This is a genomic window from Clavibacter michiganensis subsp. insidiosus (assembly GCF_002240565.1).
GTDB classification, from domain to species: domain Bacteria; phylum Actinomycetota; class Actinomycetes; order Actinomycetales; family Microbacteriaceae; genus Clavibacter; species Clavibacter insidiosus.
The window spans coordinates 3,054,558-3,071,102 of record NZ_MZMO01000001.1 but is presented as its reverse complement, the minus strand read 5'-3'; the positions used below and the strand labels follow the sequence as shown (position 1 = coordinate 3,071,102).

Sequence of the window (16,545 nt, the reverse complement as noted above, 5' to 3'; positions counted from 1 at the left end):
GGTGGGGCGCGCCGGTCCGTGGGGGCGCGCGGTCTGCGCGGATCTGGGCGCGGGAGCGGCCGTCGGGTCGGTCGGGCGGATCGTCGTCGATCCCCGTGCGTCACGCACCTGGTGCTCCTCGGGTTCCGGGCCGGGCGGCGGCCGCGTGCCGGGCGGGCCCGGTGTGCTCGACTGTAGCCGCCGGTCGGCGGCGCGGCGAGGGGCCGGGGCGCCGGATCCTCCGGGTGCCGGATTCAGTCGAGGCGGCGGGCGGCGGCGCTCGAGTCGCGCACCACGAGCTCGGCCGGGATCCGGGTCGCCTGCGGGATCTCGCGCCCCTCGATCGCCGCGATGAGCACGTCCACCACGAGCGCGCCGAGCGCCGGGAAGTCCTGCCGCACGGTCGTGAGCGGCGGGAGGAAGTGGCGCGAGACGGGGAGGTCGTCGAAGCCGACGACGCTCAGGTCCTCGGGCACGCGGATCCCGCGGTCGTGCAGCCCGTGCACCACGCCGAGCGCCATCTCGTCGTTGGCCACGAACACGGCCGTGTACTCGGGCACCGCCGTGAGCCCCTTCGCGAAGTCGTAGCCGAAGTCGCTCGACCAGTCGCCGATCACGATGGGCCGCTCGCGCATGCCCCACGCCCGGGCGCGCGTGTGGAACGCGCGCTCGCGGGCCCGCGCGTCGAGCCAGTCGAGCGGGCCGGAGACGTGCAGCACGTCGCGGTGGCCGAGCGACGCGAGGTGGTCGACGGCGAGGCGGGTGCCCGCGGACTGGTCCACCGACACCGTGAGGAACGCCGGATCCTTCTCCGCCTTCACCACGAGCGTCGGCAGCCCGGTCGTGATGGTCCGCAGCACGGCGACGGACGACGAGCGCGGCGCGACCACGCACAGCGCGTCGACGCCCTGGACGGTGAGGTGGCGCACGGCCTCCTCGGGGGTCGCGTCCTCGTCGTCGCGCAGCGCGAACGACGCGACCGAGTAGCCGCCGTCGCGCGCCGACCGCTCGATGGCGCGGAGGATGCTCGACGGCCCGAACTCCACCGCGCTCTCGATGAGCACGCCGATGCGCAGTGCCTGCTGCGTCACGAGCTGGCGGGCCGCCATGTTCGGCCGGAAGTCGAGCTCGGCGACGACCTCGAGCACGCGCTGCCGCGTCGACTCCTTCACCTGCGGATGCCCGTTGAGCACGCGCGAGACGGTCATGTGCGAGACGCCCGCGCGCTCCGCGACCTCACGGAGGCCGAGCCGCTCGCCGCCGCTCCTGACGCTCACCCGTGCTCCATCCGGCATCCTCCGAGGCGGCGACGGACGTCGCGCCCGCCGGGTCGCGGGCCGGTCGGATCCCCGGTTGCTGCGCACACCCTACCGGGGCGGATCCGCGCGGGACCGGGAGCGACGACCGTCGGACACCCGCCCACCCCTACCCGGTCGGCCCGACCCTGGCAACCCCCTCGGCTCGCCAGGTCAGCGCGCGCGAGCCGGAGCAGGGTGGAGGGGCGACGGTTTCGCCGCACGAAGAAATAGGAGCCCCTATGTACTTCCACGCACAGACCTGGATCAACGAGATCGCCGACGGCGAGCCCGACCCCGCCGCCGCCAACGCGCTGCAGGAGGGCCTCGGCGGCCAGTTCGGCGAGATGCGCACGATGATGCAGTACCTCTTCCAGGCGATGAACTTCCGCGGCGCCGCCGCCAAGCCGTACCGCGACCTGATCCAGGGCGTCGGCACCGAGGAGATCAGCCACGTCGAGCTCATCGGCACGACCATCTCGCGCCTGCTCGACGGCGCGCCCGAGTACACCGGCAAGCTCACCGACCCGCTGGACACCCCGGGCAAGGGCGGCAAGACGCCGCTGAGCATCGCGCTCGACCACGGCAACATCCACCACCACCTCGTGGGCGCCCAGGGCGCGCTGCCCGTCGACGCCGCCGGCAACCCGTGGAGCGGCAGCTACGTCTACAACTCGGGCAACCTCCCGCTCGACCTGCTCTACAACGTCATGCTCGAGTCGACCGGCCGCCTGCAGAAGTGCCGCATCTACGAGATGACCGACAACCCCGTCGCCCGCGCCACCGTCGCGTACCTCATCGTGCGCGACCAGGCGCACGAGAACGCGTACGCGAAGGCGCTCGAGACGCTCGGCGTCGACTGGGGCAAGCTCCTGCCGATCCCGAAGACCAACGCGGAGCAGTTCCCCGAGGTCAAGAAGCTCGTCGACCTGGGACTCCAGAGCAAGCAGTACAGCTTCGACCTCGACGGCAAGAGCGAGGCCGGCCGGATCTTCCAGGGCGCGTCGCCCTCGAACGACGGCACCGACCTCACCGCGACCGAGCAGGCGCCTGTCGGCGTGCCGTCGACGATCGCTCCCGAGCGGCTCGAGGAGTTCGCGCCGGGCCTCGACAAGGACCTGCTGGCCCTCATCCAGGAGACGGCCGAGCGCGAGCTGGCCGAGGTCGAGGCGTTCTACGGGCCGAAGGCCTGATCCGCGTCACCTGATCCACGCGGCGGCGCCGTCTCCTCTGGGGGGGCGGCGCCGTCGGCGTGCGCGACGGGAGCCGACGCCCGCGGCGGATCGGGCGCGCCTCCGACGGCGGGCACCCCTCGACCTCTCCGCCGCGCGCGTGGTTGCATGAGGGACCGGCCGCGCGTCCCCGAGACGCGCCGAGGCCGTCCCGGTGGTGATCCGGGGTGGATCACGCTGCAGGCCGCCTCGGGTGGGAGCGCCGACATCTGAGTGTCCGGGGGATGCGATGCACGCCTCCGAGCTGCTCAGGCCGCTGATGCGCGCCTTCTACGGGCGCGCGATGGGGGACTCCGCGGGCGCGCCGAAGCCATCCGACTCCGCGTCCCTCCCCGCCGAGGGCGAGGATCCGGATGCGGTCCTCCTCCTCGGCAACGGCCCCGCGCACGGCTGGGGCGTCGTCACCCACGAGCTGGCGCTCACCGGGCACCTCGGCCGCGCCGTGACCGCGCGCACCGCGCGGCCGTGCGCCGTCACCTTCATCGGCGACGAGACGATGAACGTCTCCTCCGCCCTCGCCTGGGTCGGCGACCACGACGTCGCCGCGTACGACGTCGTGGTGCTGGTGCTCGGGATCAACGACGCCGTGCGCCTCACCCGCGTGCCCGTGTGGCGGGCGCGCTTCGCGGAGCTGAGGGACGCGCTGGTCGCCGGCATGCGTCCCTCGGCACGGATCCTCGTGGCCGGCATGCAGCCCGTGCGCTCGGTGACGCCGTACGACAGCGTCCTCGGTGCGATCGCGCAGCGCCACGCCCGGCGGCTCGACGACGAGGCGCGGGAGATCGTCGACCGGACCCCGCGGGCGTCGTACTCCTCGCTCGGCACCCCCGAGCTGGAGGACGACCGGCCGCTCGGGTCGTCGCGGGTCTACCGGAGCCGGGCGCGGGAGATCGCGGGCGCCGCCGCGCCGCTGCTCGCCGACGTGCGGGAGGCGGAGGGCGCGAGCAGGGTGCCGTTCGCGCCGGTGGAGCCGACCTACGACTGGGCGGGCACGTCGCGGCTCGTGGAGCAGGCGCGGCACGGCGGATCCGCGGAGCTGCAGCGCCTCGCGGGCGTCGCGCAGGAGCGCTTCGACGTCGACGTGGCGGTCGTGAGCCTGCTCGACGGCGACCGCCTCTGGTACGCGATGAACACCGACCTGCTGCCGTTCTCGATCCCGCGCGACGTCGCGTACTGCGCTACCGGGGTCGCGGCCGACGACGCCCTCGTCGTGCCGGACGCCCAGCGCGACCCGCGGTTCGCCGGCAACCCCTTCATCGACATCACGGGCATGGACTTCTACGCCCGCTACCCGCTGCACTCCTCGGACGGCGAGCCCATCGGCACCTTCTGCCTGCTGGACCGGCGGACCCGCGCCGCCTCCGCGGTGCCGATCGAGGGGTTGCGGGAGATCGCGCTCCAGGCGGAGACGGAGCTGCGGCGCTACGAGACCGCGCCGGCGGACGCGGATCAGCCGCAGTAGGCCATCGACGCGCTGATGGGACCCGTGGCCGCGGGCGCCGGGCAGATGCTCACCGAGTCGTCGCCGTCGAGGTAGCGGGCGAGGAACGTGGTGGTGGCGTGGCGGATGGTGTCGTTGGGGGTGCGCACCCCGGCCGTGTGCCCGGCGCCGCGCAGCTCGACGTACTCCTTGGGGGTGGGTGCCGGGATCGAGCGGTACATGGGCTTCCCCATGAGGAAGGGGATGGCGACCGGGTCGGACTGGCCGGTGATGATCAGCGTGGGCGTCGTGTCCGACGGGTAGGAGGCCGGGATGTCGAAGGGCTCCACGGCGACGACGGCCTTCAGCTCGTGCCGCGCCTGCGCCGCGCGGAGCACCCCGGCGCCTCCCATCGAGTAGCCGAGGACGGCGACGCGGGCGGGATCCACCTCGCCCGACACTGCGCTGGATCCCGTGAGGTAGTCGACCGCGGCCAGCGTCTCCTGCTCGCGCTGGCCGGGGCGGTCGAGCGTGCCGAGCGTGTCGATGGTGAAGGCCACGTACCCGGCGTCGGCCAGGGCCGCGCCGTACCAGCGCATGTCGGCGTGCGTGTCGCGGAAGCCCGGTGTGATGACGACGGCGCCGAGGGTGGTGCCGGTGGGCGCCTTGGGGGCGAAGACCACGCCGCCGCCGAATCCGGAGACGTCGCTGCGCGCGACGTCGACCTCGTCGACGGTGCCGGCGGCGTGGGCGGGAGCCGGCGTGGTGAGGGGGGCGGCGACCGCGAGGACGGCAACGAGGGCGGTGGCCGCGGCGGCGAGCCGGAGGCGGCGGGCGCGGCGGACGGGGATCACAGGGGACATGGTTCCTCGAGGGGGTCGGATGTCCGTGCGGCCTGCCCGACCGGATCACGCAGCACGGTAGGGGGCCGCGGGCGGCGGAGGTGCGGATCCTCCTCAGGGCACGCTCCGGCGGCGGGCACGCCATCCTCCCGGGGCATGCCGGTGGTGCCTCCGGCGGATGCCGGCGCCCGACCGCCCTCCGTGCGGTGAGGGGATGGGGAAGCGGACACGACGGGGGGGGGGCGTCCGCGCTCGCGGCGGTCGTGATCCTCGCCACGGCGCTGAGCGGGTGCTCGTGGTTCCCGCAGCCGCCCGAGTCGGCGGTCACGTCCCTGGAGGCGATGCGCGTGCGCATCGCCGCGGTGGACGGGATCGCGGACGTCGAGACCTCGCTCTACTCGACCGACTACCGGGACGGCCCGGACCCGTGGATCGCGCAGGTCGACGCCATCGCCGACACCTCGGAGCCCGCCGTCGCCCAGCCGTCCGGGACGCCCTGGGCGACGGGGTGACGCAGGCGGAGCTCGACCTCTCGCTCGCGCTCCCGGCGGGGGACGGAGCGGTTCCCGTGACGCTCGACCCGCGGGACCCGGTGTCGGCGGAGGTCGCCGAGACGTGGCGGCGGATCCCGGGCGTCGCCTCCGTGGACGTCACCGGCGGCGACCGCTCCGTCGAGCTGGAGCAGGGCACGACGTTCCCGGCGGCCGCGGGCCTCCTCCGGCCGTCCCTCGGCGACGGCGAGGTGGGGATCCGGCGCGGCACCACGAGCGTCGACGTCTCGGCCGCCGCTCCCGCTCGCTCCGTCCTCGACCTGGTGGAGCGGCTCGACGCCCGGCCGGACGTCTCGGACCTGTCCGTCTCGCCCCGGTCGGCGCCGGCAGGCGGGATCATCGAGGTCGAGTCCGAGGATCCCGCCGGGGTGGCCGCCGTGCTCGCCGCCACGCCCGACGAGGCGGCGGACGCGGGCACGGCGCCGCGGACGATCTTCTTCGTCCGCGCCCCGTACTCGTCGGCTCGCGACGCGAGCAGGGACCCGGACCTCACGGGCTGGGTCGGCCTGCCGCTCGGCTCGCCGGCGCCCGACGACCTCCCGCATCCGTCCGAGCCCGCCTCCCCGACCGACCCGACGACGCCCGCGCCGCCTCCCGCGCTCGTCGACGTCAGCGCGCAAGAGGCGGGGGTGCGCGCCTTCTTGGAGGCCGCGGCTGCCACCACGGGCGTGCCCGCCGAGGTGACCACGGTCGCGACGCAGTGCGAGGACGGCTCCGAGGGGACGCAGGCGACCGGCAGCGTGCTCATCCCGATCTTCACCGTGATGGACGAACCGCAGCCTCCCTTCGACGCGATCACCAGGTCGTGGACCGAGGCGGGGTTCGTCCCCGGGGGACGCGCGATGGGCCGCGACCATTGGACCGCCGGCGACGGCCGCGCCGACGGGATCGCCTCGGCGAGCATCCGCGGCACCGCCGACGGCCTCAGCCTCTCGGCCGAGTCGGTCTGCGTGCGCTGACCGGAGCTCGCCCGGCCGCTAGCCTCGCGAGCATGACGCGTCGCCCCCTCCTCGCCGCCGCCGTCCTCGCCGCGGCGGCCCTCCTCGCGGGCTGCACGTCGGCCGTGGACGGCGGCCCCGACCCGACGCCGGCCGTCGTGGAGGGCGAGCGCACGCCGGCGACGTCGCCCGCGGCACCCGACCCCGTCGTGCCGACCGACGGCGGCCCGCGCTCCCAGGCGCAGGGCGAGGTCAGCTCCGTGGTGGGCACGCTGGCCTACTACACCCCCGCATCCGGCGACACGCTGACCGGCGTCGCCGCCAGCTTCGGCCTCTGCATCGCCGACCTGGAAGCGGCGAACGGGAACTCGGCCATCACGGCCGGCGAGGAGATCGTCGTCGCCCGCACCACCGCGACGCCGCTCGACGACCTCGCCTGCCTCGGCTGACGTGCGGCCGGTCCGCCGAACCGTCCTGCGAGCCCGCTGACCGGATCGCGCGACCCCGGGACACCCGCCGAGACACCGCCCCTGTGCGCTGACTGATCAGAACGCGCGACCCCGGGACACCCGCCGAGACACCGCCGTAGGCTGATGCATGGCCTCCGACACCGCACCCCGAGACCCCGCCGCCCCCCTCTACCTCGACGTCGTCGACGGGTGGTGGCGCGCCGCCAACTACCTCTCCGTCGGCCAGATCTACCTGCTCGACGACCCGCTGCTGGAGCGCCCGCTCACGCGCGACGACATCAAGCCGCGCCTCCTCGGGCACTGGGGCACGACCCCGCTGCTGAACTTCGTCTACGCGCACCTCAACCGGGCGATCATCGAGCGCGACCTCGACATGATCTACATCGCCGGCCCCGGCCACGGCGGCCCCGGCATGGTCGCCAACGCCTACCTCGACGGCACCTACTCGGAGCTGTTCTCGGCGGCGACCCCCGATCGCGACGGGCTCCGCCACCTCTTCCGCCAGTTCTCGTTCCCCGGCGGCGTGCCCTCGCACGCGGCGCCCGAGACGCCCGGATCCATCAACGAGGGCGGCGAGCTCGGCTACTCGCTCGTGCACGCGTACGGCGCGGCGCTCGACAACCCCGACCTCGTGGTCGCGTGCGTGATCGGCGACGGCGAAGCGGAGACCGCGACGCTCGCCGCCAGCTGGCACCTCGACAAGTTCCTCGACCCGGAGACCGACGGCGCCGTGCTGCCGATCCTCAACCTCAACGGCTGGAAGATCGCGAACCCGACCGTGCTCGCCCGCATCCCCGAGGACGAGCTGCTCGCGCTCTTCACCGGTCATGGTTACTCCCCGCGGATCGTCTCGGGCGGCTTCGACGGCGAGGACCACGCGGCGGTGCACGAGCGGTTCGCGCTAGCGCTGGGCGAGGCGCTCGACGACATCAGCCGGATCCAGCTCGCGGCCCGTACGGGCGGCAGCGAGGAGCGCCCGGCGTGGCCGATGCTGATCCTCCGCACACCGAAGGGCTGGACCGGCCCGCGCGAGGTCGAGGGCAAGCAGATCGAGGGCACGTGGCGCGCGCACCAGGTGCCGCTCTCCGGCGTCCGCGACGACGAGGACCACCTCCGCCAGCTCCAGGAGTGGCTCGAGAGCTACCGCCCGCACGAGCTCTTCGACCGCGACGGTCGGCTGACGCCGGCGCTCCAGCCGAACCGCCCCGAGGGCGACCGGCGGATGAGCGCCAACCCGCACGCTAACGGCGGCCTCCTCCGCCGCGACCTCCGGCTCCCGCCGCTCGAGGTGAACGCGATCGACCTCAGCGACGGCCGCGGCGTCATTGCCGAGCCGACCCGGGTGCTCGGCGGCTGGCTGCGCGACGTGATCGCCCGCAACCCGCTCGACTTCCGGATCTTCGGCCCCGACGAGACCGCCAGCAACCGGCTCGACGACGTCTACGAGGTCACGGCGAAGGCCTGGCAGGGCGAGGTGCTGCCGGTCGACGAGCACCTGGCGCACGAGGGCCGGGTCATCGAGATCCTCAACGAGAACATCACGCAGGGGCTGCTCGAGGCGTACCTGCTCACCGGGCGGCACGGGCTCTTCACGTCGTACGAGGCCTTCATCCACATCGTCGACTCGATGTTCAACCAGTACGCGAAGTGGCTCGAGTCGAGCTCCAAGGTGGAGTGGCGGCGGCCGGTCGCGTCGTTCACGTACCTGCTCTCCTCGCACGTGTGGCGGCAGGACCACAACGGCTTCTCGCACCAGGACCCCGGCTTCCTCGACCACGTCGTGAACAAGCGCGCCGAGATCGTGCGCGTGTACCTGCCGTTCGACGCGAACTCGCTGCTCGTGACCATGGACCACTGCCTCCGCGGCACCGACCTCATCAACGTGGTCGTCGCCGGGAAGCAGCCGACCGCGAGCCTGCTGTCGCTCGAGGAGGCGCGGGCGCACGGCGCGCGCGGCGTGGGCGTGTGGGAGTGGGCGGGCACCGAGGTGCCGGGGCTCGAGCCCGACGTGGTGGTCGCGTGCGCCGGCGACATCCCGACCGTCGAGGCGATGGCGGCGGTGCAGATCCTCAAGCGGGAGATCCCGCAGCTGCGCGTGCGGTTCATCAACGTGGTGGACCTGATGCGGCTGCAGGACTCGACGCAGCACCCGCACGGGCTCGACGACGGATCCTTCGACGCCCTGTTCACGCGCGACAAGCCCGTGGTCTTCGCGTTCCACGGCTACCCGTCGCTCATCCACCGCCTCACGTACAAGCGGCACAACCACGAGAACATGCACGTGCGCGGGTTCGTCGAGCAGGGAGGCACGACCACGCCGTTCGACATGCTGATGCTCAACGACCTCGACCGGTTCCGGCTCGTGATGGACGTGATCCGCCGCGTGCCGCACCTCGAGACCACCTACGCGGCGCTGTCGCAGCGCATGGACGACGAGCGGATCGCGCACCGCACCTACACGCGCGAGCACGGCGAGGACATGGCGGACGTGTCGGGGGCGGAGGGGCTGCCGTTCGCGGATCCGTCGCGCCAGGTCGCGATCGACAACGGGGACGACAACGCCTGAGGAACGGGTCCGGTTGCGGGCTCCGTCATCGGGCGGGCGTGAGCGTCGCGTCGACGCGGGTGACCACCTGCCCCCACTGCGAGACGACGATGCGCTTCGCGAGCGCGCGCTGTGTCCGGTTGCCGGACCACACGGCGCCGTAGGAGGTCGGATCCCCCGGCGGCACGCCGAAGCGCAGCACGTAGAAGCCCGGCTCGAGGTTCCCGAGCGCATACCGGCCCGCCACGTCCGTGGAACCCGACGCCTCGTGCCGGCCGTCGCCCGTGGCGCGGAGCACGTCGACGGGGGAGAACCCGGCGGGCGCGCCCTCCGGGAGCATCACCGTGCCGCTGATGCTCGCGGGGGTGCGGAGCACGATGTCCACGCGGGTCGTCCGCCCGGCCGGCGCCGTGAAGAAGCGCGCGTCGCGCCACTCGTTGACCTGGCCGAGGTACTGGGAGACCTCGGATCCGCCGAGCCTCAGCCAGGCGTGCAGTGTGTATCGCGTGGCGCGTTGGGACTCGAACCGGAAGGATCCGTCGACGATGTCGACGTTCTCGCCGAAGGGGATGTCCGAGAGCTCGAGGGAGATGCTCCCGTCGCGGACGAGGTTCCGGGGATCCACGCGGTCGAGGTAGACGCGACCGACGACGGTGGCGGTGGTGGCGCCGGGCGCCGGGGCGGGATCCGCGGACGCGGGGGAGACGGGGCCGGCCTGAGCTGCGGTGATCAGGGCCAGGCCGACGAGACCGCGTCGGCGGACGGAGGGCATGGGTGCTCCGATGCTCGGACCGGCGGGTTGCCGGTCGGGAGACCGGTCTACTCCGCCGCCGCCCCGAGGTCACGACCCCCGTCGGGGGCGGTCAGCGCGCGGTCGGCGCCAGGCGCGAGGTCGACGACCGGTCGGACGGATCCCGCGGGAGCTGCACGTAGATCGCCGGGAGCTGCCCGTCGAGCGTCGCCGTGTAGCGTGTCGCCGTCGCGAGGCTGCCGGTGCCGCCGGCCCACCGCGGGAGGTCCCGGGGCGCTTCGCCGGAGCCCTCGACGTACACGACGTACTGGCCCGGCGTGATCCCGTTCAGGCTGAAGCGGCCGTACAGGTCGGTCGACGCGACGAGGCCCGTGGTCGGACGGACGCCGTCCACGGCCGCGGCGACGGGCACGACGCGCACGGACGCCCCGGGCGCGCCCGCGCCGTCCGACCGGTAGATCTGCCCCTTCGCGCTCGCGCCGCGGGCCAGCTGCACGTCGATCCCGGTGAGCGGCGTGCCCCACTGCGCGACCGTGACGGGTGTCGCGCTCGCCCTGTCGTAGGCGTCCGAGTACCACTCGCCGATGATGCCCCGGGTGTCGCCGATGGGGGCTCCGACCTGGATCAGGTAGTCGCCGGGCTCGGCATTGCCGATGGTGTACCCGCCCTCCGCGTCGGTGTAGTCGCTGCCGAGCTGGATGCCGTCGGAGATGCGGTACGCGCTGACCGCGACGCCGGCCGCCGGCACCCCGCCCGTCGTCGTCACCGTGCCCTGGATCGTGGTGTACCGCTTCAGCACCACGTCGACGCGCACGGTGCCGTCGGCCTGCACGGCGAACGTCTGCGCCCGGGTCACGTCGTTGGTCTGGCCGTAGTACTGGTACAGGTACTCGCTGCCGAACCGGAAGAACGCATGCAGCCGGTACTCGCCCGGGCGCACGCCGGAGAACGCGAACGCGCCGTTCGTCACCGCCGATGCGACGCCGTCGCTGAACGTCTGGGGCGCCGGCTCGAGGTAGATCTCGCCGGAGGAGACGAGGTTGGCCGGATCCACGGAGTCGAGGTAGATGTTCCCGACCACCTTCCCCGTCGAGGGTCGCTCCGGGACCTCCACGCCCGCGGCCGCGACCGGGGGAGTGGCCGCGCTGGTGCGGGTGGTGGGGGTGATCCCGGGGGCGGTGCCGGTGACCGCGGCGGTGATCCGCTTGCCGGCATCCGCGTCGACGGGCGTGTAGGAGATGGACGTCGCACCGGCGGCGGCCACGCCGTCCACGAACCAGGCGTAGGCGAACGAGGTCGGGCGCGGGGTCCAGATGCCGGCGACGGCGCGCAGCGGGCGGCCGACCTGCACGTCGCCCGTGATCACCGGGTCGGATGCTTCGGTGAAGGGGACCGTGGCGACGGGAGGCGTCGGGTCGGGCGTGGGCGTCGGATCCGGGGTCGGGGTGGGAGCGGGCGGAGTCGGCGTCGTGGTGGCGGGCGCGACGACGGCGGTCGGCCCGCTCGACCGCGCGAGGGACGCGTACCCGCCCCGGCGCGCGGTGACGGTGAGGTCGATGCGCGCCCCGGCGTCGGCGGCCGTCAGCTTCAGCGTGGATCCGGTCGCGCCCGCGATGGCGACGCCGTCGCGCCACCAGCGGTAGCCGAAGGTCGTGGGCTTCGGCGCCCAGCCGCCCGTGACGGCGGTGAGGGTGGAGCCGACGCGCGGGGTGCCGGTGATGGTCGGCTTGGGCGACGCGGTGAAGGTGGGCGTGGCGCGGGTGGCGCTGGTCCGCGCGTCCGCCGCGGTGGCGGATCCCGCGATGCCCGCCTGCGCGGACAGGACGAGCGAGAGCGACAACAGCCCGATCAGGGCGCGTCGACGTGGTGCGTGCATGGATCCCCCGGTCCGGCACCGCCGAACGCCGCGCCCGGTGCATGCCTACCGCGCGGCGAGGTCGGCTGTCGACGTGTCGCGTGGAACGGGGGCTCGGCGGACAGCGGACGACGACGCCGCCGCCACGACCCGGTGCGGTCGCGGCGGCGTCGTCGGACGATCTCGTGCGGTCAGCGGACCAGACGCGCCCCCGCGGGAGCGACCCGCGTGATCGCCTTCGCGACGATGGAGATCGAGTCCCCGGCGCGCACGACGATCTCGGACTTGTCGGCATAGACGCCGCCGTTCCACCAGTACGCCTTCCGCTCCTCGCCGCGGTGATAGGTCACGGCGACCTGGTACGTGCCAGGGGCGATATCCTTGATGAACGCACCGGCGCCGTACCAGGAGTAGCCGGAGTACTTGATGACCCCGCCCTGGTACAGGTTGACGACGGCGTAGTCGGAGTCCCATCCCGCTGCCGCGAGGCCGGTCACCGACGCCGTGACGGACGGACTGACAGCGAGCTGCGCGTACACGCTCGACATCTGGGTGCCACGCGTCGCGCGGTAGACGGATGCCGTCGCCAGCGTGCCGGTCCCGCCGACCCACTGTGCGGTGTACGCCGGCGCGGACGCGCGGTCCGCACTCACGTACACGTAGTAGTCACCCGCGTCGAGACCCGTGATGGAGAAGCTCCCCCACTGATCAGTCGAGACGCTGCGGGCGCTCGAGGGCACGATCCCCTGCACTGCGCTCGACGTTGGTACGAGATAGACGCGGGCATCTGCGAGCCGTGATCCGCCGGCGCCGGAGACCGAGCCGTACATGCGAGCACCCGCGTCGAGCTTGACGCTCACGTTGATGGCGGCCTGGCCCCACTGAGGGACGGAGACGACGGTGGCAGCAGCCCTGTCGTCGGTCTCTCCGTACCACTCTTCGAGGAAGCCGTCCTCGGGCGAGCTGTACGCCCCGAACTGCACCTTGTACTGGCCTGGCTCGATGTTCCGTAGCGTGTACCGACCGTTGTCGTCGGTCGTCGTGTAGTCCTCGAAGCGGCCGTCACCGCCTGCGCGGAACGCTTGTACGGACACGCCGGCGACAGGTTCGCCGGCCGCGCTCGTCGCGGTGCCGCTGATCGACGCGTAGCGCTTGAGCACCACGTCGACCCGGACCGTGCTGTCCGCCAGCACCGCGAACGTCTGGGCATCGTCGATCTCGTTCGTCTGCCCGTAGTACTGGATCAGGTAGTCGCCGGCCACCGGGACGAAGGCGTGCAGCGCGTACTCGCCCGGCTCCACGTCGGTGATGGTGAATCCGTCGGCGGTGATGTCCCACCCGCCGCCGTCGGGGAAGCCCGCGGGCTCCAGCGCGATGCTGCCCTCCGTGATGAGGTTCTGCGGGCTCATGGAGTCGAGGTAGACGTTCCCGACCACCCGTCCCGTCCAGGGCTGCTGCGGGAGCTCCACGTTCGCCGCGACCACCGCGGCCGTCTTGGCGCTGGTGCGCGCCGTCGTCGTGTATCCGGTGGCCGTGCCGATCGCGGTCGCGGTGATGCGCTTGCCGATGTCCGCCGTCATGGGCGTGTAGTCCTGCGCGGTCGCGCCGCTGATCTTCACGTCGTTCGCGTACCAGACGTACGTGAAGGCGGGTCGTGGCGCCCACGCGTTGGGCACCACGCGCAGCGTCTGGCCCACCTTCGCATCGCCCACGATGACCGGCTGCGCCGACGTGATCGCCGGCTTTCCGACCGCCGCGGTGGCGGCGCTCGTGCGGGTGGTCGTGATGTAGCCGGTGGCCTTCGCGGTGATGGTGACCGTGATCGTCTTGCCGAGGTCGGCCGTACCGAGCGTGTAGGTCGAGCCGGTGGCGCCGGAGATCGCGGTGCTGCCTGCCGACCACTGGTAGCTGAAGGCGGGAGCGGGGGACCAGGATCCGGTGGCCGCGGTGAGCACGCCGCCGACGGCGACGGTCCCCGTGATGGTGGGCGACGACGCGACCGCGAAGGCCTTGGCGGCCGGCGAGGCGACGACCGCGGCGCTCGCCGCGCTGGTCTTCGAGGCCGACGTGTAGCCCGAGCGGGCGCCGGTGACGGTGACGGTGATCCTCTTGCCGAGGTCGGCGGCGACGGGCGCGTAGGTCGAGGCGGTGGCGCCGGGGACGGCGACGTTCGCGACGAACCAGCGGTAGGAGAACGTCGTCGGCACGGGCGCCCAGGTGCCGGGAGCGGCCGTCAGGGTCGAGCCGACCTGGGCCGTCCCGCTGAGGGTCGGCGTCGGGACGGTGGTGAAGGTCGACGGCGTGGTGACGGGCGCTGCCACGACGGCGGCGCTCGCCGCGCTGGTCTTCGCGGCGGTCGTGTAGCCCGAGCGGCTGCCGGTCACGGTGACCGTGATGCGCTTGCCGACGTCGGCCGCGACGGGCGTGTAGGTGGAGCCGGTCGCGCCGGTGACGGCGACGTTCGCCACGAACCAGCGGTACGCGAAGGTCGTCGGCACGGGCGCCCACGTGCCGGGGGCCGCGGTGAGCGGCGTGCCGACCTTCGGCGTCCCTGTGATCGTCGGCGTCGGGATGGTCGTGAAGGCGACGGGGGAGGGCGCGGCTGCGACCGTCGCGGTCGCGGCGCTCGACTTGGCGAGCGACGTGTAGCCGGACTTGTTCGCGGTCACGGTCAGCGTGATCTTCTTGGCCGCGTCCGCGGCGACGAGCGTGTACGCGGATCCGGTGGCGCCGGAGATCGCGACCCCGTTGCTCCACCACTTGAACGTGAAGGAGTCGGGCTGCGGCGCCCAGGTGCCTGTCACGGCGAAGAGGGTGGAGCCGACCTGCGCGGTGCCGGTGATCGACGGCTGGGGCGCGGTGGTGAAGGTGACGGCGGTTGTGCCGACGGCGGCGGTGCCGGCGGGCGCGTCGGCGGCGATGGCGCTGGTCGCCATGCCCGCCTGCGCGGAGGCCACGAGGGCGAGCGAGAGAAGGCCGACGAGGGCGCGTCGGCGTGCGGTTGTCATGGTGCTCCTGGATCCGGGGGCCGCTTCGGGCGCGGCCGTCGGGCATGCTTAGCGGCTCCTCGCGGGGGCTGTCGTGTACCCAGTTCGGGCCCCGTTCCCGCAATGCCGCGCTGATCGGCTCGATGCCGTCGGCGAGCGCCACCCTCGGGGGTGTCCCGTACCGTGGTGGGCGTCGCCAGCCGGACGACGCCCACCCGAGCACCCGGAGGTCCGCATGGCCGCATCCACCCGCATCCTGCCGCCGCGGATCAGCGACCCGCGGCTCGAGGGGATCGCCGACGGCGACCCGTCCGACCTCGACGCGCACGCGACCTTCGAGCGGCTGCGGTTCGCCGACGCCGACCTCTCGGACGCCGACCTCGTCGACATCGGGTTCGAGGAGTGCGCGCTGGAGCGGATCCGGCTGCACGAGGCCGACCTCACGGCCGCGAGCCTCGTGGACGTGCTCGCCTCGCGCCTCGACGCGCCCGTGCTGAAGGCGCCCCGGATCCGGATGCGCGACGTGCGCCTGGAGGGCTCGCGCGTGGGGTCCGCCGAGTTCTACGACGCGTCGCTCTCCTCGGTGCACATCACCGACTGCCGGCTCGGCTTCGTGAACCTGCGCGGCTCGAAGATCACCGACCTGCTCATCACCGACTGCGCCATCGAGGAGCTGGACCTCCGCGGCACGGCCGGCATGCGCATCGCGTTCGCCCGCACCACCATCGGCACGCTCGACCTCGCCGACTCGAGCCTCACGCACCTGGATCTCCGCGGCGCCGAGATCATGGACCTCGACACCCCCGACGGTCTCCGCGGCGCCGTCCTCGACTCCACCCAGCTCATGGCGCTCGGCCCGGTCTTCGCGCGGCACTTCCGCGTGCGCGTCGAGGACTGAGCGCATCCATGCGGCCCGTCGGGCGGATGGGTCCTCCAGCCACGTGGATGACGGATCCTCCCGCGGGGGCATGCGCCGGACATGACGTCCCGCAGCGGTGCTCCTCTTCGCGATGGCTCTGCTCCCGGATGAACCGGGCGTGAGGCTCACGGGCGTCGTCGTCGCCACCATCGTCTTCGCTGCAGGACTTCGGCTGCTGAAGGTGTGCGAGTCCGAGTCGCCGGAGGCCTGACCGTTCCGGAGACGCCCTCGCGCCGCTCAGGCCGAGAAGCGAAGGCCCGGACGAGCAGCGAGTGCGACGGCCTCGACGCGCGTCGACAGGGCCATGGTGCGGAGGATCGAGCTGACGGAGTCCTTCACTGTCCCGAGCGGCAGCCGCAGGCGCCGTGAGATCTCCGCGTCGGTCGCTCATCGTGGCGCCGCCGATGCCGGCCGAGCGCAGGTCGCTCCGCACGCGCACGGCCTCCACCTGCAGGCGCGAGCTGCCGCGGCGGGCCATGCCGGGGATGAGCGTGAGCTGCAGCGTGCCGACGACCGTGCCGTCCGCGTCGGTCGCCACGAGGAGGTCGTTCGCGGCGTCGGCGAGGACGCGTGCGAGGGCGCCGCCGTAGAGGTCGGCGTCGTCCGGATCCGCCCGGTCGCCGCGCGCGGCGCTCACGGGGTCGTCGGCGAGCAGGCCCATGAGCGGCGCGAGGTCGGCGGCGGTCGCGCGGCGGAGTACCACCCCGTCGACGCGGGCGGCGAGCGGGACGGGGAGGGCGAGGTCGGCGAGCACGCCCCCA

At 73.4% G+C, this 16,545-nt stretch carries 13 protein-coding genes; 7 read left to right on the top strand and 6 right to left on the bottom strand.

Annotated elements, in window-relative coordinates:
- Positions 1-233 precede the first annotated feature (233 nt).
- Positions 234-1,256, bottom strand: a complete 1,023-nt coding sequence (locus B5P21_RS14855; protein ID WP_080939262.1) for a LacI family DNA-binding transcriptional regulator — start codon at positions 1,254-1,256, stop codon at positions 234-236.
- Between the two features lie 260 nt (positions 1,257-1,516).
- Between B5P21_RS14855 and B5P21_RS14850 the strand changes: the two genes are divergently transcribed.
- The gene (locus tag B5P21_RS14850) at positions 1,517-2,467 is read left to right on the top strand and encodes a manganese catalase family protein (protein WP_045526464.1); all 951 of its coding nucleotides are present in this window, start codon (positions 1,517-1,519) and stop codon (positions 2,465-2,467) included.
- 268 nt (positions 2,468-2,735) lie between these two features.
- Positions 2,736-3,968 (top strand): GAF domain-containing protein, encoded by a 1,233-nt coding sequence (locus B5P21_RS14845; RefSeq protein WP_052663162.1) that lies wholly within the window; start codon positions 2,736-2,738, stop codon positions 3,966-3,968.
- On the opposite strand, the gene B5P21_RS14840 is transcribed toward B5P21_RS14845, so the two are convergent.
- Positions 3,956-4,789 carry an alpha/beta hydrolase gene (locus B5P21_RS14840; protein WP_045526465.1) on the bottom strand — a complete coding sequence of 278 codons (834 nt, stop codon included), beginning with the start codon at positions 4,787-4,789 and terminating at the stop codon, positions 3,956-3,958. The genes B5P21_RS14845 and B5P21_RS14840 overlap by 13 nt on opposite strands.
- A 242-nt stretch (positions 4,790-5,031) precedes the next feature.
- On the opposite strand from B5P21_RS14840, the gene B5P21_RS14835 reads away from it, so the two are divergent.
- The 4 genes from B5P21_RS14835 (at position 5,032) to B5P21_RS14820 (ending at position 9,293) form a co-directional block, all read left to right on the top strand.
- Positions 5,032-5,280 (top strand): hypothetical protein, encoded by a 249-nt coding sequence (locus B5P21_RS14835; protein ID WP_045526467.1) that lies wholly within the window; start codon positions 5,032-5,034, stop codon positions 5,278-5,280.
- Entirely contained in the window at positions 5,277-6,278 is a 1,002-nt protein-coding gene (locus B5P21_RS14830) for a hypothetical protein (RefSeq protein ID WP_045526469.1), read from the top strand. The genes B5P21_RS14835 and B5P21_RS14830 overlap by 4 nt, the downstream gene beginning before the upstream one ends.
- Before the next feature lie 32 nt (positions 6,279-6,310).
- Entirely contained in the window at positions 6,311-6,706 is a 396-nt protein-coding gene (locus B5P21_RS14825) for a LysM peptidoglycan-binding domain-containing protein (RefSeq protein ID WP_094171334.1), read from the top strand.
- 148 nt (positions 6,707-6,854) lie between these two features.
- On the top strand, positions 6,855-9,293 hold the full coding sequence (locus tag B5P21_RS14820; RefSeq protein ID WP_094171333.1) for a phosphoketolase family protein: 2,439 nt from the start codon (positions 6,855-6,857) through the stop codon (positions 9,291-9,293).
- A gap of 25 nt (positions 9,294-9,318) precedes the next feature.
- Here B5P21_RS14820 and B5P21_RS14815 read toward each other — a convergent pair whose 3' ends face one another.
- From B5P21_RS14815 to B5P21_RS14805, 3 genes are all read right to left on the bottom strand, one after another.
- Positions 9,319-10,044 (bottom strand): carboxypeptidase-like regulatory domain-containing protein, encoded by a 726-nt coding sequence (locus tag B5P21_RS14815; protein WP_094171332.1) that lies wholly within the window; start codon positions 10,042-10,044, stop codon positions 9,319-9,321.
- A gap of 91 nt (positions 10,045-10,135) precedes the next feature.
- The gene (locus B5P21_RS14810) at positions 10,136-11,899 is read right to left on the bottom strand and encodes a carboxypeptidase regulatory-like domain-containing protein (protein WP_045526475.1); all 1,764 of its coding nucleotides are present in this window, start codon (positions 11,897-11,899) and stop codon (positions 10,136-10,138) included.
- A 170-nt stretch (positions 11,900-12,069) separates the two neighbouring features.
- Complete coding sequence (locus tag B5P21_RS14805; RefSeq protein WP_094171331.1) at positions 12,070-14,886, bottom strand: carboxypeptidase regulatory-like domain-containing protein; 2,817 nt, start codon at positions 14,884-14,886, stop codon at positions 12,070-12,072.
- A gap of 214 nt (positions 14,887-15,100) precedes the next feature.
- Here B5P21_RS14805 and B5P21_RS14800 point away from each other — a divergent pair, with 214 nt between their 5' ends.
- On the top strand, positions 15,101-15,763 hold the full coding sequence (locus B5P21_RS14800; RefSeq protein ID WP_045526480.1) for a pentapeptide repeat-containing protein: 663 nt from the start codon (positions 15,101-15,103) through the stop codon (positions 15,761-15,763).
- On the opposite strand, the gene B5P21_RS17390 is transcribed toward B5P21_RS14800, so the two are convergent.
- A complete protein-coding gene (locus B5P21_RS17390) occupies positions 15,708-16,538 on the bottom strand; it encodes a GNAT family N-acetyltransferase (protein ID WP_246865307.1) in 831 nt (276 codons plus the stop codon). The two genes, B5P21_RS14800 and B5P21_RS17390, sit on opposite strands and share 56 nt — an antisense overlap.
- Between the last annotated feature and the right edge of the window lie 7 nt (positions 16,539-16,545).